The organism is Pseudoxanthomonas sp. 68-E7, from assembly GCF_057773145.1.
Genome location: NZ_JBYMTI010000005.1, coordinates 300060 through 314326 on the forward strand (window position 1 = coordinate 300060; position 14267 = coordinate 314326).

Consider the following 14267-nt stretch of genomic DNA (forward strand, 5'->3'; position numbering starts at 1 on the left):
GCCGCCCCCCTGTTGTAGGTAACCACCGCTTTTGCACAGGATTATCATTTCGCGAGGAGGTCTCGAACACGTCCAGGTAGAGAATCACTCATGACGAGAGCATGACGCAGTTCGAGGGCGGGGGTATCTCTAAGTGCTTGGGGAACGCTGGAGGTTTTGTCCGCGTGCAGTTAATTCCCTTCCAATGATCAAACCTCTTGCCCCGTGCGGCGGCAAGGCCCACTATTTGTGAACGGGGGCGGAGCCTTTCTGGCTTACCGCAAAGCAGAAGGGACGTGATCGATGGCAAAGAAGGATGGGGCAGCCGTGCCCGCGACGCTTGAGGACTGGCTTAACGGTCGTCCAAGTTGGTTGCGAATGGCAGCTGCTGTTGTCATTCAGCACCGCCGTATGCCGACGGAAGAAGAGATGGAGGCAGTGGCTTCCCATTGCTTGGCAGAAGCAGCCAAAACGCTGGAGTCCCCGCACCCACCCTTGGCACCAGGAACTATATTGGGAATGCCAACGGCCGCTGAGCTTCGCATCGACTCGATCTCCTCGATCCGAGGCGTCAACGCCATCGGTGAAGACGCAGTCCTGGATCTTAGCCGGGGCCAGATGACGGTGGTCTACGGGCCTAATGGGGCTGGCAAATCGGGCTACGCTCGCCTGATGAAGCACGTCTGCGGGGCTCGGGCCAAAGGATCTATCCACGGCAACGTGTTCAAGCAGGGCCCCGCTGCCGCTTCAGCCCTGATCAGGGTCACCGCGACACAGACCGACGGCACAACGGCATCTGCCGATCTTGCGTGGGATGAAGCCCACGGCCCCCACTCAAAGTTGAAATCGATCCCTGTCTTCGATTCAGCCACGGCGCTGGAGTTCGGGGACACCGCCACCACTGCCACTCATCTTCCACGCGCCATGCGGTTTGTGGGCATGCTCATCACTATCTCCGATGACATTGCCGCTCGCTTGAAAGCCCGCGCGGCCCGGCTGACCAGCCGCCTTCCCCTCGTGCCCGAGGAACATGCTCAGAGCAATGCACTGGCAATCCTCAAAAGGCTCAGCGCGAAGCTGACCGAAGAGGCAGTCGACGACGCCTGCGCCTTCCCCGCTGCTCTGGACGAAGAGCGACTGGCGTTGGAAACGGCACTGGCGCAGGCCAACCCTGAAATCGCCCATGCCAAAGCAGTCGGTGAGCTGGAGCGATTGTCGCAGATGGCCACGAGCTTCTCTGCCTTGAAGGACAGCATGAGCGATGACCAGGCCCGAGCGCTTATAGAGGCGCGCGTCGGTGCTGAGGTCAAACGCCAAGCCGCCACTGCTTATGCAACGACCTTCCTCAATGGGTTGCCACTCAAGGGCGTGGGAGACGCCGTCTGGCGAACGCTTTGGGAGGCGGCCAAGGCCTACTCAATCGCCCACGCCTACCCGGGTCACTTATTTCCCCATGTCGGTGACGAGGCAAATTGTGTCCTTTGCCAGCAACCATTGGGAGACGACGGAAAATCCCGGCTGGCCAGCTTTGAGCACTATCTCAACGACACACTACAGAGGGAAGCAAAGTCCGCCGAGGATGCGCTAGCGGCAAGGATAAAGGGAGTGCCTAACGCTCCCACTGATGTCGCCTGGCAAGCCCAGTGCGCCGCCATTGGTCTGGAAGCCGAACAAGCCACGCAACTGCTCGAAGCGATCCATGCACGGCTGAAAGCCATGGCGGAGGCGACCTCAGCTCCGAATGTCGATTGGTCGCTGTGGACCCGCGCCTACGATCAGAAGGTCAAGACAACCACCGCAGAGCGCGATGCCTTGGCACTCCTGCTGGATCCAAAGGGTCGTGCCGAGAAGGAATCCCGCTTGGGTGAGCTTAAGGCCCACCAATGGCTGGCTGGCCAGCGTGACGCCGTTTGGGCAGAAGTCGTTCGCCTCAAGCGCGTCGCCACGGTGGACGCTGCTATCAAATCCACACTGACCGGACCGCTGACATCCAAAAGCAATGAGATTGGTCAATTGGAGCTGGCAAAGGGCTACTGCGACCGTTTTAATGCAGAGCTCCAATCGCTTGGTGGCCATGTGCTACCCGTGCGAATGTCCCATCAAACAGAAGGCAAGGGCGCGTTCACCTTTTACGTCGAGTTGAAGGATGCTGCCGGTCGGGCAAAGAACCGTGAGATCTTGAGCGAAGGCGAGCAACGCATTGTAGCCTTGGCTGCGTTCCTGGCAGACGCTACGGGTCTTAAGCAAGGAATGCCAGTGATCTTCGACGACCCTATCTCATCGCTGGATCAACGTTACGAAGAGGCCGTCGCCAGACGCTTGGTGGACTTGGCCGAGCATCGCCAAGTGATCGTGTTTACGCATCGGCTTTCACTGATGGTCCTCCTTCAGAATGCAGCCGAACTGCGCTCCAAAATCGGTCTCTCGCCAATCAAAGTCATGGTCGAATCGATTGCGCGCGATGGGAGCCGAACTGGTGTGCCGGCGCAGATAAACACCTTCTCACTGAAGCCCCAATCCGGATTCGGCCAAATGGTCAACAGCATTGGCGAGCTCAAAAAGCTGGATACATCTCTGAAAGAAATAGCGCTGAAGGCGGCCTGTAGCAACTTCCGAATCCTTGTTGAACGCTCCGTGGAGGACGAGCTCTGCTCTGGTATCGTCAACCGCTACAGGCGCGAGATCAAAACGCTCAATAAGCTTGGGAGACTGAACGCCATCACTCCAGAAGACTGCGCATTGATAGACGGGATGATGACCAAATACTCAGCATTTGAACACTCGCAACCCACGGATACTCCAACTTGGCTCCCAGAGCCGGATGATTTACTGGCGGACGTGAAAGCCATGCTGGCCTGGACCAAAGACTTCAGCCAACGTGCAGAGGCCGCAGCCAAATCAAAAACGTAGCCTCGCTCCGATTCACCGTTCCCGGATACTTGGGGTTTGCTTACCCCTGACGCCCTGTCAGACGCCAAGCTTATCTCCGAGAATGAATGTAGTCGCGGACGCCAAGTCAGGCAATGCGGTGATCGTGGCTGCACCGAAACGTCGAGCTTGGCCTTCTAGCTCAACCCAAAAGCAGGCAAGCAATCCTCATGGCTCTCTACAAAATCGGTGATCACCTCCTTAACGCTAAGGAATTGATAGCCAAAGGCGATGAGACGTCATTGCTCTACGCGACACTCGAACTCCGCTTCTGCTTTGAATCCGTCGCATATCGGAACTTAGATGCGTATGGCGAAGATGTGTCGGCCGAGCTAACTCGCGAGTGGCGGCCGGACCAGATCATCAAGATGCTGGCAACGTTTGACCCGAATTCAGATCAAACCGCCAGCTTCTCCATCTCGATCAGACCCTTACCAGGCGATTTCGATCTCAAATCTGACGACTTGAGAGAGCTTCTCTGCGACAAAGACTTCCTAACCATCGGAGACGCAAAGCGCATTCCGTGGAGGAAGTTCCGCAACTATTACAACGCACTTGGCAGCTTTCTTCACTTGCGCAAGGACCAGACCACTGCGACGCCAACGGTTGAAAAACTTCAGCTACTTATTGACGAGCTAGAAGCGGTCGCGAGCTCCACACTGATCGCAGCGGCCAAAGACATCGCTACTGGTAGGTGCGAATGCGGGCAAATACTGATCCTCGGACCTGCCGAGCAAGCAGGCGACAAGGCCATCGTCTGTTCCAACACGAAGTGCAACGCAAGCTACCGGGCTTACAAAGGTGATCCCGAGCGCAGGGTGGAGAAGATCCAAACCATCGACCTCCGATGCGAATGCGACGCTGTTGTCCCCTTTTCTCCAGAGAAGCTGCTCAAACCTACGATCTGTCCAAACTGTAGATCGTCGGTTTGCGCCGCCATCGGCGCCAAAGTGAGAGTGCTATCTGGCCCACCAGCTAGGGAAGACGAGCCGAGTGCCCAGTAGCACCGCAATGCCTTTTAGAGTTTGGGCGACTCCACCTACATGCCCCACTTCTGGCGCATGCGCGCTAGCGCGCTAAGCGTCACCCTCCAATTTCTTCAATCAGTTTACCTGGTGTACAGAATTAAGCTAACAGATCAATCGCTACGTCGTTAGCATTCTTCATTAAACAGTACAGAAATGACTCCGCGCATCAGTTTGTGACTGCCGACTTAACTTGTTGAATCGCAATAGAACTAACCCTGACTAAAGCTCGGAATATTTCGACCCATCAATCGCATAAGTTTCGGCGGATTGGCAACGCCTAAGGCCATCCACAAAGGCACGGTTTTTCATTGACGAATTCGGCTGGCGTTTTATGACTACTTCCATTGGAACAATGGAAGCAGCAGCGATGACACACCCGACCTCGAAGGCCCTCGAGCACTACCTCACCCAGCCAGGCGACACGCTGCGGATGCTCAACGTCCGCATCGGAAGCTTTCGTGTGGAGGAACTGGTCATCACGGGCCGAGAAGCTGCTATCCACGCCCAAGAGATCCTCAACGCTGCCCACGAGAGAGCCCGCCGCTCGCGAGTGACCAAGAACGGCACGCGCTATCCCGAACCCTTGCCCGTCGGCACCCCCGCACGTCTGCTCTCCGTTGAGATTGCCGACTACCTGCGGGACCGCGATAACCGCGGCTTAGCACGAGACACGGTGGACGCCACGGCGCGCACGCTGGCACTTCTCCAGATGGCCTGCGGCGACATCCCCGTCTCCCGCATCGACCACGCACACATCTACCGCCTTTGGGACCTGATGCGGTGGTCTCCGCCCCTTCTGCTGTCCGATAAGCTGTATCGCAATTTCACTTTCGAGCAAGCCGTGGCTCGCGGGAAAGAACTGCGCGTGGAGCCGCCCGCCCCTGGCACGTTCGAGAAGCACCGGCGTTTCTTATCCACCTTCTTCAAGAGACTGACCAAGACAAAAGCCATCCCGGCATCGCCCATGGATGCATTTGATGAGGTCAAGAAGGACCTGGTGACTGATCCCAACAAGCCGGAGCGCTTGTTCGACGAAGCCGACCTCCAACGCATCTTCGCACCCGAAACTTACATCCCATGGGCGATGAAATATCCACACCGTTGGTGGCTGCCAATGATTGGACTCTATACCGGCGTCCGAATCAACGAGGCCGCGCAACTGAAGCTGACGGACGTTATCCAGGAAAGTGGCGTCTGGTGCATCCGCATCCAGAAGACGGTTGATCCGGACTTGGCCCACAGGAACCGGGGACGGAGCCGGCAAAGCGTGAAGGGAAAGGCTGCCATCCGGACCCTTCCTGTCCCGCAACCCCTTCTGGACGCCGGCTTTCTAGATTTCTTGGCAGACATACGCCAGTGCGGCCACCCGCGCCTCTTCCCCCACCTCTCGGCCGGCATCAACAAGAAGACTGGCGAAACCAACGCCCGATACAGCCAAGCCGCGCTGAACCAGTTCAGCGCTTACATGAAGACACTCGGGTTTCCGAAGGGTGTTGGCTTCCACGCTTTCCGCCACACCATTGCCACTGAGTTGCACCATCAGGGCGTGTCCGACGAAGACATCGCGCTGGTCACTGGTCATTCGCTCAGCAGAAGGGTGCCCGTTCTGCATGAGGCCTACTTCCACAAGAAGCCTGCATTGGCACGGACGAGACAGATCAAAGTCTTGGCGGCCTACCGCCCACCCGTAGAATTGCCTCAGTATCACCGGGGGCAGTTCCAGGAACAGTTGCGCGATCCGAGCAAGTTCTACCCTTGAGATTGCCCGCCAGGGGGATGCCGATTGATAATTTGATATCCCCTTGAGGCACTTGGATGAACCTTCCAAAGTCGCAGAAGATAGGACGTCTTGCGGAGCTAGCTGTGGACGACGTTTTCACCTCCTGGGGTTGGAACGTTGGACAAGACCATATCGACATCGGCTACGATCTCTGCGTAACCCCTGACTACAACACCTATCAGGGCGTTCGCTTTCTGGTTCAGGTCAAAGGAACCGCCTCCTTTGCCGAGAAGAGCCCAAGCGCACCCGTCTTTAGAAGCAGGCTGCGCCAATATGCCACCGACGTGCTCCCAGTATTCATCCTCCGGGTGGCCGCTGATTCGACGATCTACTGGATTCATGCTCAAGCATGGGCAGCGAACAATCAGGAGGCGCTAAAGGGCAAAGGAAAGGGACGGGTCAACTTCGACCCATCTCAGACACTGGCTGAAAGAGCAACCTTCGAGAAGTATCTGAAAGCGGTCTGCGAGCCTCTGCTTCTGACAAAGGATCGTCTCTCCATCGACCAAAGCGAGCGCCCCTTTACTCCCATGGGCCCTGGTCGGCCCGCCCGCAAGCAACCTGCGTCAGCTGCGACCAGGAATCAAGCCGCAGAAGCCCGCCTCTCGTTTCGCCCTGTGCGGACGCCGGAGAACATCGCGCGGCTTCGGGATGCGTTTGACTATGGCCTGCCCCGCTCATTCGACGTTGATAGCTTCAATATAGAGCCCCCTGTGGGGTTTCCCGAGCATCTCAAGCCGCTCGATCTGTCGCAGGGGAAGCTAACAATGAAGCGCCTGGAATCTCAACCGGGCCACGTGTTCATTTGCTCAGGACGGGAGTATTCGGTCCTGTCGCAGGAACTCAAAGTTCCCGCTGATCTCTTCAGAGGCGCAAAGGGTATTGGGATCTCGAATGAGCTCCATTCATCGCCGATAGATGTAACGCTGCGCATTACTCAAGAAGGCGATCGATTCAAGGCAGACCTCAACTTGGCGATTAGGGCAAAGGCGATTTATGGAAAGCCCTTGCACCACTTCTACGATCTGGCCCCGCTTGCCAACTGGGCGGAACATGTCGCCGCCGAGGATGCCATGGTGCTTTCATTGGATTTCGGCGGCGCCAGAGAAGAGCTGAAGACTTCGGTAGACACACTTTCAAACCTGTTGCCGGTGTTCCAGCGCATTAGGAGCTTGAGCCGGCTCCATATGGTCGCGCGGGCACTCAAGTCGGATTTTACGTTGAGGGATGCCGACGTCTTCTCTGTAGAGGATTTTCAGGACATCGACTTTGCTTACGAGCTTCTTCGCGGCGCGCGACGCTCTGTCAGTCTCGGCCCCATGGAAGTCGACCCCATCAGTCGCGAAGCCCGTGACCTGGTGAAGTCCCCTGGCGCCTTGTATTGCCGCACGCAATGGTTGTTCGAGGTGGCAGGACGCTCTGTGGGCGAGATCCCAGTTGAGATCGACATGAGCGGCTACGTGATGGAGGAGATCCCTGGCACCAACAAGGTCCTGATCTCTAAGGGCGAGGATGCTCAGGCGTGGGTGATGCATGAAAAACACACTGACGCGAGCAGCCGCATTGTGCGTAACCGTCCTTCCTAGCGCTTGGTCGCTTTATCCGCGATCTGGCGAAGGTGCTCCAGTGCCGCCTTCTGCTTTGACGCCGGGAGCTGAGAGACCACAAGGATGATCTCAGCCAACACGTCTGACGTGGCGTGGAAATAAGCCAGGGGCAGACCGAGGGCTTTCGCTAGCGCCTCCGCGGTAGCCGGATCCGGATCATGTGTTCCGGTCTCGTAGCGGCTCACGCGCGTTGCCCCGGACACGGTGTCCACCATGCCAATGCGCTTGGCCAAGTCGGCCTGCGTCCAGCCCTTGGCAAGCCGCGCACTTCGAAGGCGCTTGCCATAGACCGTTGCCGGCGTTTTGGGCTGGGGCATGTCGAAAATTGCACGGCAGCTGAATTCCCCTAAGTGTGCCGGTTGGACCCCGCTTGCACATCTGCGATTATCGTAAATGCCGACGGCTCGTCGGTCTACAGGGGCCACACCAATGAAGCACGCAGGACTCGGAGCCCTGGCGCTCCTGACGCTGGCACTGGCCAGCTTTCCCACCCTCGCTCAGGACCAACCCGAGAAGAAGCCCAGCTTCTTCCGGCAACTCGGCGACAGCCTGAAAGACGCAGGCGAGCGCATGGTCGGGGCCAAGCCCCGCTCCGGCTCCAGCACCCAGGCGGGCCCGCTCTATACCCCTATCAGTGGGGCCGGCCGTATCAATGGGCTCTACAAGAACGAGGACCATCAGGCCGCCCAAATGGGCCGCCTGGACTGGCCCCGGCTCGCGCTGACTTATAAAGAATGGGGCGCGTCCCTGCCCTGCTGGACGGTCGAGGCTATCATCTGGACCAGCCCCAAAGCATCCAGCGTGGAGACGTTCCAGGCCTGTGCGGACGCCCCTCTGACCATCCGGGACGACCTCGGCGAGGAAGCAGAGCTCAACGTCAACGCCCGCACGAAAGCCACCAGCGATCTCATGGTCGGTCTGCGGGTGCGCCCTGGGAAGCCCAACACGGGGGACCAGCGCACCACCGGCCCTAACCCGCCCCGCGAGCCGTTTAACGTCGTTACGTCCCGAGATGGGGTGGCCGAGCAGGCACGGAAGGTCGCGCTGAGCGTCGCCTGGGTATCCGGCTACCTGCGGGCCGAAGACCTCTACCCCGGCCCCTCGGGAATCCTCACGCCCTTCCGGGACGCCCGGATGTGGATCGGCGGGTTCGATCCGGCCGGCAACCGCGACAAATAACCATGCCCCTCCAACTCAACCAGGAAGAGACTATGACCATCCTTCGCAACACTGTCCTCGCCCTCTCTGCCGCGTTGGCGTTGACCGCCTGCAGCAGCAATCAGCCTTCGGATGCCGACGCCCAGAAAGCCATCAAGGCGACCTTTAAGCAGGCGATGGGTTCTGCTGTCCAAGTTCAAGAATTCCAGGACTTCGAAGTTCGTAACTGCCGAAAAGCCGAGGCGACCGATGATGTCGTGTGCGATCTGGGCGGTGCGATCGTCCTCAATATCGCTGGCACGCCGCAGACCCGTCTTTTCATTGAGCCTGTGCGCTTCTCGAAGGCATCTGGCGAATGGACCGCCCACAAGCCCTGAGCACCTATGACAACCACACGCTCATACGCGCACGTTGGCTGCGCGACGGTCTTGCTCGGCGGGGCCAGCCTGGTCTTCGTTGGTGGGGGCTTCGAGGCGATCCAGCAGGGATATTCCCTCGGCTGGCTCGCCATTGCGGGCGCGATGGGGCTGCTCTTGGTCCTCGGCTTCCTGTATTGGATCAGCCACCGTGCCTACCGGCGGCGTGAATGGATCGAGCGACAGCCCTACTCCCACTTCGCACAGCAAGGCTTGAAGCGTGGCGGGTTCTGGAAGGGATTCTTCGTCACCTGGGCCGTGGTGCTGGCCGCCCACGTGATGGCCTTTCTCGGCATGGGATTTGCGCCAGCGCTTCCGTATCCAGAGCAAACCGGAGCGGTCTTCAGCCTGGCGGTGTTGGCCTTGGTGCCGGCGCATGTGGTGGTGCCGTTACTCGGAGGCGTTGCTTACAGCCTAATTCGTTCGACCGCCGTTCCCCGTTAGAACCGACACAGCATGCGACTTGCTACCTCTCATTCAATCGCCGACACCAACTCTGACGCTAGTCTCCAAGCCCGGACCCACTACTCCTCGATAGAATCAGGGTAAGGATCCCCGTCTACACTTACCCAGCCCTCTCGCTTGGGCGCAGAACCACCCCAACAATGAATGGTGCGGCTTTCCGTTGCGATGAACCGAGCGCCACGATGAATGTAAGCGCGCCTCACGGCGTTACGTGGATGGGCCTCATCGAGCTTTGCGGAACTGCAGTATGCAGTCCATGTTTCCTTGCCTTCCTCAACCTTCTCGTCTAGGCGCGGACCGAACAGCTCATCCAGAAGCTCGGTAGTTAGATTGCGCCTTGATCCGTGATGCGGGACCTGCGCCCTGGTGAAACCAGGCAGCGCCAGCCCTGCATGGGGAGCGAAATCGATAGCCTCTCGCAAGGCACCACGTCCAGCATCTCCTGTAAGCAGGATCTTGTGCTGGTTCATAAATGCCCACTGCACCACGCTCATCTCGTTCTCAGCGCTTGTGTCCTGCGGGGAAAACACCTCATCCTTCCAGGCGGCCGCAACGAGATTGACCGCCTTTTTCAGGGCTTCGCGGACTATCCAGAACGCCCTGTCCGCCACAGTCGCAGCAGCCTCCTCGACCGTTTCAGGCGTCTTGTCGGACTCCACGATCAAGTCGAGATACCTGGCACGACTGGGCGCCAATACCTTGAATGCACCAATTTCCGCACCCTGAAAAGGATCCAGAATAGGCACGCCCAACTCGATTGCCTTCTTCTCAATGTCGACGAGCTGCCAGTAGATCTGCCTAAGGCGTCGTTTCAGCCCATCGACTGTTCCAACCTCAAACCTGTCGAGGAGCTCTTCGGCATAAAGCCACGGCCGCAGCATCCACAGGTTACGCACCTTCAGATTCTCAAGCACATGGACGGCGCCACCTGTATGGTCACCGTCGCAGTGAGTGATCACCAAATGATCGACTGCATCTGTTTCGCAATACGTCGTCACATGCTTTACAAGGCCGGGACCGGTGGCCTGGTAGCCAGTGTCGACGATGTGGACGGTGCGCTGACCATTCAACTCGTAACGCACAACGATCGCATCGCCGCTCTTCTTTGTCTCTACGTCGAGAAAGTCTATCTCGTAAAAGTCAGCCATTCTTCCGCTCCTGGGATGCTATTGCCATCGTGTTTTTTACAAGACGAATCGCGTGGTTACGCGCCGAATTTGCTGCCAGCACGTATTGCAGAATCAGAACTGCGATGTATCCAATGCACACCAACGGCGCATTGATGAGAACCAGGGAAAGCCCCCCAAAAATGATGATGGCTAGCACCATCAACACGGCGTAGTCGCGGCCAAACAAATAGCCTTTACTGGCATCGGCGACCGCCGGCGCATCACGAACCGTTTGGTAAATTCCATACCAACATCTGTTTTGCTCGTCGGGCTCTTCCGGAAATGGCCCGAACCGCCGCTCCAAGTGCGCCGCGTCTATGCGATTGTCGCCGCGAAGGTATTCGCTGAATGCCCGACAACCTGGCAATGGGTGCTGCCAATCCAGAAAGACCATCCTCGCCTTAGTGAGCGGGGAGATTTGGGAGTTGAGAATGCCCGTCAGAGCCAGCGCCAATGCGATCGGCAAGCTGCCTTTCAAGTTGCCTTGAAAAGACCCAATCCAAGCAGCTGGATCAACCTGCTGGGTGGTCACTAGCCCCCAAAATACTGCGGCGTTAACGGTGAGCATCACCATTAAGGGGAAACGATTCGCATCCTTTTGGGACGTTGCCATAGCGGCACCCTCTTCCTTGTGGATGCCTCAGTGTTCGGCTTTGTGAAGGCTGCGTCAAGTCACACTAGAAAAGTGATCATGTAAGCGTTTTCATGCAGTCGTGCGAGTGTCCAGGACCTGATCCGTCCCCTCAAGTCGTCCCAGCAGGGACACCGCTGCAGTTGGAATATCTGAGATTGAGACGGAGCCCATGTATGGTTCTGCGGTAACAGGACAGGGGAACCCGAATGGATCTAGTGGGCTGGGTCGCGAGCAAGGCAACAGCAGGACACGCGTGGTGGAAAGAGAGGAGCGGCGTTCACAAGCTCTACCTTTGGGCGACCGCCATAGCATTAGCCGGCGTCATTCTTTTCATGTGGAATCCGGAAAGCGACGCCGCTGGAATACTCGGGCGCGTCGGATTCACGATGTTCGCCTTAGCCTATTTGCGAGAGGCATACCTCTGGACCCTTCCGAAGCTTGAACTCCCCCTCGTCAAGTTGGCCATTGCTGCCTTGGGCGTGATGGCAGCAGCCGCAGCTACGGGCGTCAGTCGTATGGCGGTGAACGACGCTACGGGACAAGATCCTGCTCACTTTGCGACCACAGTGACACTTCTTGTGCCGATCTCTTTCGTTCCAGTTGTCGCAGCCACGGTGTCGGTCGGCGGAATCATCGTCGTCCTGGTCACCATATTCTGGACGCTTCTTCGATCGCTCTGGACCTGGACTAAACCAGCCGACCTGGACCTTCTCTTGGGAGGGGTTCGGGTATTTTCCTGTCTCGTGATTATTGGTGCAGCAGCCTCTCTTCTGAAGTCATCTTCTCCACTCTTTCCCACGATGAGTTCGCTCGCCAGTTACAGCGCCTACCTGTTCGATGCCCAACCCAATTCGGTTTGCAGCCCGACGCAAGAGGACCGCGTGCTGCGCCTCAACGATGAATTAGTCATCGTCGCCCGCACTACAGTCGACGGCCTCCAGTTTGTGCGCCGGGCATGTGCATTGGCGGCAGAGGAAACCCCACTCCAAGATCCGAAACCTGCTGACAGGGCCAATCCACCACCTACGCACAGGTGAAGACTTTCTACAAGGAATGCCGCGTGATCACCCCGGAAACTTAGGGAACTTCTCATCCGGGTGCCGAGCCTTCCACTCCTTGTAGGCAGCGGTTCCCTCCCAGGCGGTGAAGGACCGCGGTGGGCGGCCCCGCCCGCTCCAGGTCTCCTGCGTGTGCGGCAGCCAATACTTCGGGGCCACCTCTCTGGTTCCCGTCTCCTTCTTCGCCTTTGCTGGGCTACTCGCACCCACGGCCGTCACGAGCTCCGCTTTCTGCTTAGCACTGAAGTGCTGACCATACTGGCCGAGCAGGCTCACAACTTCAGCGAAGGCATCGGCGGCCTGCTGCTGGCGGAGCTGGCTCTCTTGTTCTTCGAGCTTCCGGAGTTCTTCCTCCAGCTTAGCCTTGGCGGTGGCGATGGAATCCAGGGTTGGCTTACTCATGCGTTGCGTTGACCTCTTTCAGATGACGGACCTGATGGCCGACAGCCCCCGAGTTTAATTGAACCGGCGGCGAAGCGGCCTACCTAAGGCTTGGCTAGAATCAGCCCTAACGGGCCGGAGGGCCCAGCCGACTTGGGGTTTACCTTGCCAACCGTCTTCTTCTCCTACTCCCATGCCGACGAGGACCTCCGCGACCAGTTGGAGAAGCAGCTGGCCATGCTCAAGCGTCAGGGGGTGATTGAGACTTGGCACGATCGCCGTATCGGCGCCGGTCAGGAGCTCGGGCAGGTCATCGATGACCACATCAACACCGATGACATCATTCTGCTTTTGGTGAGCCCAGACTTCATCGCGTCGGATTACTGTTACGACATCGAGATGAAGCGGGCCATGGAGCGTCACGACGCCGGCGAAGCCATCGTGATTCCCGTCATCCTGAGGGCCTGCGATTGGCACCATGCGCCCTTCGGAAAGCTGCTCGGCACGCCCAAGGACGGAAAGCCTGTCACCCAATGGTCGGACCGGGATGAGGCCCTCCTGCATGTCGCCAGAGCGGTCCGGGACGCCGCCGGACGCCTTTCTGGTAGCAAGGCCCCTGCCACCATAGGACCTCCTCGCCCACAGGCATCGATCACCGCAGGTGATGTCACCCCGTCGAGACTTGGCCCTCGCTCGAGCAACCTGCGGTTGTCCAAGACCTTCACTCAGCGGGACAAGGACCAGTTCAAGGCTGACACGTTCGAATACATCGCCCGCTACTTCGAGAACTCGCTCGCGGAACTCGAGGCCCGGAATCCCGGCTACCAAGGCTCCTTCCGACGCGTGGATGCCAACCGCTTCTTTGCCACGATCTACAAGGATGGCAAAGACGTTGCCCGGGCGACGGTCTACCTAGGTGGCATGCTCGGCGGGATCAATTACCTCCAGGGCGAGACCACCAGCAGCAACTCGTCCAACGAGTCGCTTTCGGTCGACGCTGACGACCAGATGCTCTTTCTGACCAGCATGGGCATGTCATCGTTCGGGCGCGAACGAGATCAGAAGCTGACCCAAGAGGGCGCGGCGGAACTCTTGTGGGGCTTGGTCATAGATCCCCTTCAACAACGCCACAGCTGGTAGGTGCGGCATGCTCTCAGCAAGCGAATTCACGGTCGGCAGCATCGGTCAGGCAACCCCGCTGTCCTTGGTTCTTCCACGCCATGAGCATGAGGAGACCATCTTGATCGCTCAATGTCAGAGCGGCCCTGCGGCCTTCTTCCTGAGCGAAGGACAGCGTTTCAAGTGGTTCGAGTCGTCCGGCAACAACCACTGGCATGGCCTGATTGTTCCTAACGTTCGCATCGAAGTGGATGAGACCAGTGTCTTCGATCCAAGCCGCATAGAAGCGAGACCCGGAACCGTCATACGCCACGGAACCCAACTGGTTGCTAAAGCAAAAGGTCTCCGGGCCTTCAGCGGCGTAGATTCGATAATCCTCAACGATGGGTTGGCAGAAACGTCAAGCGAGAGCGCCGGATTCTCTCGATGGCAGGTGGTGCTAGGAGTTGGGCCGGAGAAACGCATGTTGTGCGCGCTATCGATCACTTAGCCGACCTGGCATTACGTCGAGCGCCTATCGCGGCATACGCCCAATCACTAGCGCT

General features: G+C 58.3%; 14 protein-coding genes. 10 read left to right on the top strand and 4 right to left on the bottom strand.

The window, feature by feature from the left end:
* Positions 1-282: 282 nt before the first annotated feature.
* The 4 genes from AC3DE2_RS14230 to AC3DE2_RS14245 all read left to right on the top strand — a co-directional run bounded on the left by AC3DE2_RS14230 (position 283) and on the right by AC3DE2_RS14245 (position 7301).
* Positions 283-2889: an AAA family ATPase gene (locus tag AC3DE2_RS14230; protein WP_488426745.1), complete on the top strand. Its 2607-nt coding sequence runs from the start codon at positions 283-285 to the stop codon at positions 2887-2889.
* Between the two features lie 188 nt (positions 2890-3077).
* Positions 3078-3911, top strand: a complete 834-nt coding sequence (locus tag AC3DE2_RS14235; RefSeq protein ID WP_488426746.1) for a hypothetical protein — start codon at positions 3078-3080, stop codon at positions 3909-3911.
* Between the two features lie 391 nt (positions 3912-4302).
* Positions 4303-5694: a site-specific integrase gene (locus tag AC3DE2_RS14240; RefSeq protein ID WP_488426747.1), complete on the top strand. Its 1392-nt coding sequence runs from the start codon at positions 4303-4305 to the stop codon at positions 5692-5694.
* 56 nt (positions 5695-5750) lie between these two features.
* Positions 5751-7301, top strand: coding sequence for a DUF4365 domain-containing protein (locus tag AC3DE2_RS14245; protein ID WP_488426748.1), 1551 nt, complete (start codon positions 5751-5753; stop codon positions 7299-7301).
* Here AC3DE2_RS14245 and AC3DE2_RS14250 read toward each other — a convergent pair.
* Positions 7298-7639 (bottom strand): helix-turn-helix domain-containing protein, encoded by a 342-nt coding sequence (locus tag AC3DE2_RS14250; protein ID WP_488426749.1) that lies wholly within the window; start codon positions 7637-7639, stop codon positions 7298-7300. The genes AC3DE2_RS14245 and AC3DE2_RS14250 overlap by 4 nt on opposite strands.
* 112 nt (positions 7640-7751) lie before the next feature.
* On the opposite strand from AC3DE2_RS14250, the gene AC3DE2_RS14255 reads away from it, so the two are divergent.
* Genes AC3DE2_RS14255 through AC3DE2_RS14265 form a run of 3 tightly spaced genes read left to right on the top strand, consistent with a single transcriptional unit; the run spans position 7752 to position 9340 of the window.
* A complete protein-coding gene (locus AC3DE2_RS14255) occupies positions 7752-8501 on the top strand; it encodes a hypothetical protein (protein WP_488426750.1) in 750 nt (249 codons plus the stop codon).
* A gap of 32 nt (positions 8502-8533) precedes the next feature.
* Positions 8534-8857: a hypothetical protein gene (locus AC3DE2_RS14260; RefSeq protein ID WP_488426751.1), complete on the top strand. Its 324-nt coding sequence runs from the start codon at positions 8534-8536 to the stop codon at positions 8855-8857.
* Between the two features lie 6 nt (positions 8858-8863).
* Complete coding sequence (locus tag AC3DE2_RS14265; protein ID WP_488426752.1) at positions 8864-9340, top strand: hypothetical protein; 477 nt, start codon at positions 8864-8866, stop codon at positions 9338-9340.
* A gap of 80 nt (positions 9341-9420) precedes the next feature.
* Here the strand turns inward: AC3DE2_RS14265 and AC3DE2_RS14270 are convergent, their stop codons facing one another.
* On the bottom strand, positions 9421-10509 hold the full coding sequence (locus AC3DE2_RS14270) for an MBL fold metallo-hydrolase (RefSeq protein ID WP_488426753.1): 1089 nt from the start codon (positions 10507-10509) through the stop codon (positions 9421-9423).
* Positions 10502-11143, bottom strand: a complete 642-nt coding sequence (locus AC3DE2_RS14275; RefSeq protein ID WP_488426754.1) for a hypothetical protein — start codon at positions 11141-11143, stop codon at positions 10502-10504. The genes AC3DE2_RS14270 and AC3DE2_RS14275 overlap by 8 nt, the downstream gene beginning before the upstream one ends.
* A 227-nt stretch (positions 11144-11370) precedes the next feature.
* On the opposite strand from AC3DE2_RS14275, the gene AC3DE2_RS14280 reads away from it, so the two are divergent.
* A complete protein-coding gene (locus AC3DE2_RS14280; protein ID WP_488426755.1) occupies positions 11371-12201 on the top strand; it encodes a hypothetical protein in 831 nt (276 codons plus the stop codon).
* Between the two features lie 27 nt (positions 12202-12228).
* Here the strand turns inward: AC3DE2_RS14280 and AC3DE2_RS14285 are convergent, their stop codons facing one another.
* Positions 12229-12624: an H-NS histone family protein gene (locus AC3DE2_RS14285; protein WP_488426756.1), complete on the bottom strand. Its 396-nt coding sequence runs from the start codon at positions 12622-12624 to the stop codon at positions 12229-12231.
* Between the two features lie 144 nt (positions 12625-12768).
* On the opposite strand from AC3DE2_RS14285, the gene AC3DE2_RS14290 reads away from it, so the two are divergent.
* Together AC3DE2_RS14290 and AC3DE2_RS14295 are read left to right on the top strand one after the other, a co-directional pair.
* The gene (locus AC3DE2_RS14290) at positions 12769-13743 is read left to right on the top strand and encodes a TIR domain-containing protein (protein WP_488426757.1); all 975 of its coding nucleotides are present in this window, start codon (positions 12769-12771) and stop codon (positions 13741-13743) included.
* Positions 13744-13750: 7 nt separating this feature from the next.
* Entirely contained in the window at positions 13751-14212 is a 462-nt protein-coding gene (locus AC3DE2_RS14295) for a hypothetical protein (protein ID WP_488426758.1), read from the top strand.
* Positions 14213-14267 lie beyond the last annotated feature (55 nt).

Coding starts and splice junctions, on each gene's coding strand:
- AC3DE2_RS14245 (WP_488426748.1), top strand. CDS start 5,751: ATGAACCTTCCAAAGTCGCAGAAGATAGGACGTCTTGCGGAGCTAGCT.
- AC3DE2_RS14250 (WP_488426749.1), bottom strand. CDS start 7,639: ATGCCCCAGCCCAAAACGCCGGCAACGGTCTATGGCAAGCGCCTTCGA.
- AC3DE2_RS14230 (WP_488426745.1), top strand. CDS start 283: ATGGCAAAGAAGGATGGGGCAGCCGTGCCCGCGACGCTTGAGGACTGG.
- AC3DE2_RS14240 (WP_488426747.1), top strand. CDS start 4,303: ATGACACACCCGACCTCGAAGGCCCTCGAGCACTACCTCACCCAGCCA.
- AC3DE2_RS14280 (WP_488426755.1), top strand. CDS start 11,371: ATGGATCTAGTGGGCTGGGTCGCGAGCAAGGCAACAGCAGGACACGCG.
- AC3DE2_RS14285 (WP_488426756.1), bottom strand. CDS start 12,624: ATGAGTAAGCCAACCCTGGATTCCATCGCCACCGCCAAGGCTAAGCTG.
- AC3DE2_RS14270 (WP_488426753.1), bottom strand. CDS start 10,509: ATGGCTGACTTTTACGAGATAGACTTTCTCGACGTAGAGACAAAGAAG.
- AC3DE2_RS14235 (WP_488426746.1), top strand. CDS start 3,078: ATGGCTCTCTACAAAATCGGTGATCACCTCCTTAACGCTAAGGAATTG.
- AC3DE2_RS14255 (WP_488426750.1), top strand. CDS start 7,752: ATGAAGCACGCAGGACTCGGAGCCCTGGCGCTCCTGACGCTGGCACTG.
- AC3DE2_RS14260 (WP_488426751.1), top strand. CDS start 8,534: ATGACCATCCTTCGCAACACTGTCCTCGCCCTCTCTGCCGCGTTGGCG.
- AC3DE2_RS14265 (WP_488426752.1), top strand. CDS start 8,864: ATGACAACCACACGCTCATACGCGCACGTTGGCTGCGCGACGGTCTTG.
- AC3DE2_RS14275 (WP_488426754.1), bottom strand. CDS start 11,143: ATGGCAACGTCCCAAAAGGATGCGAATCGTTTCCCCTTAATGGTGATG.
- AC3DE2_RS14295 (WP_488426758.1), top strand. CDS start 13,751: ATGCTCTCAGCAAGCGAATTCACGGTCGGCAGCATCGGTCAGGCAACC.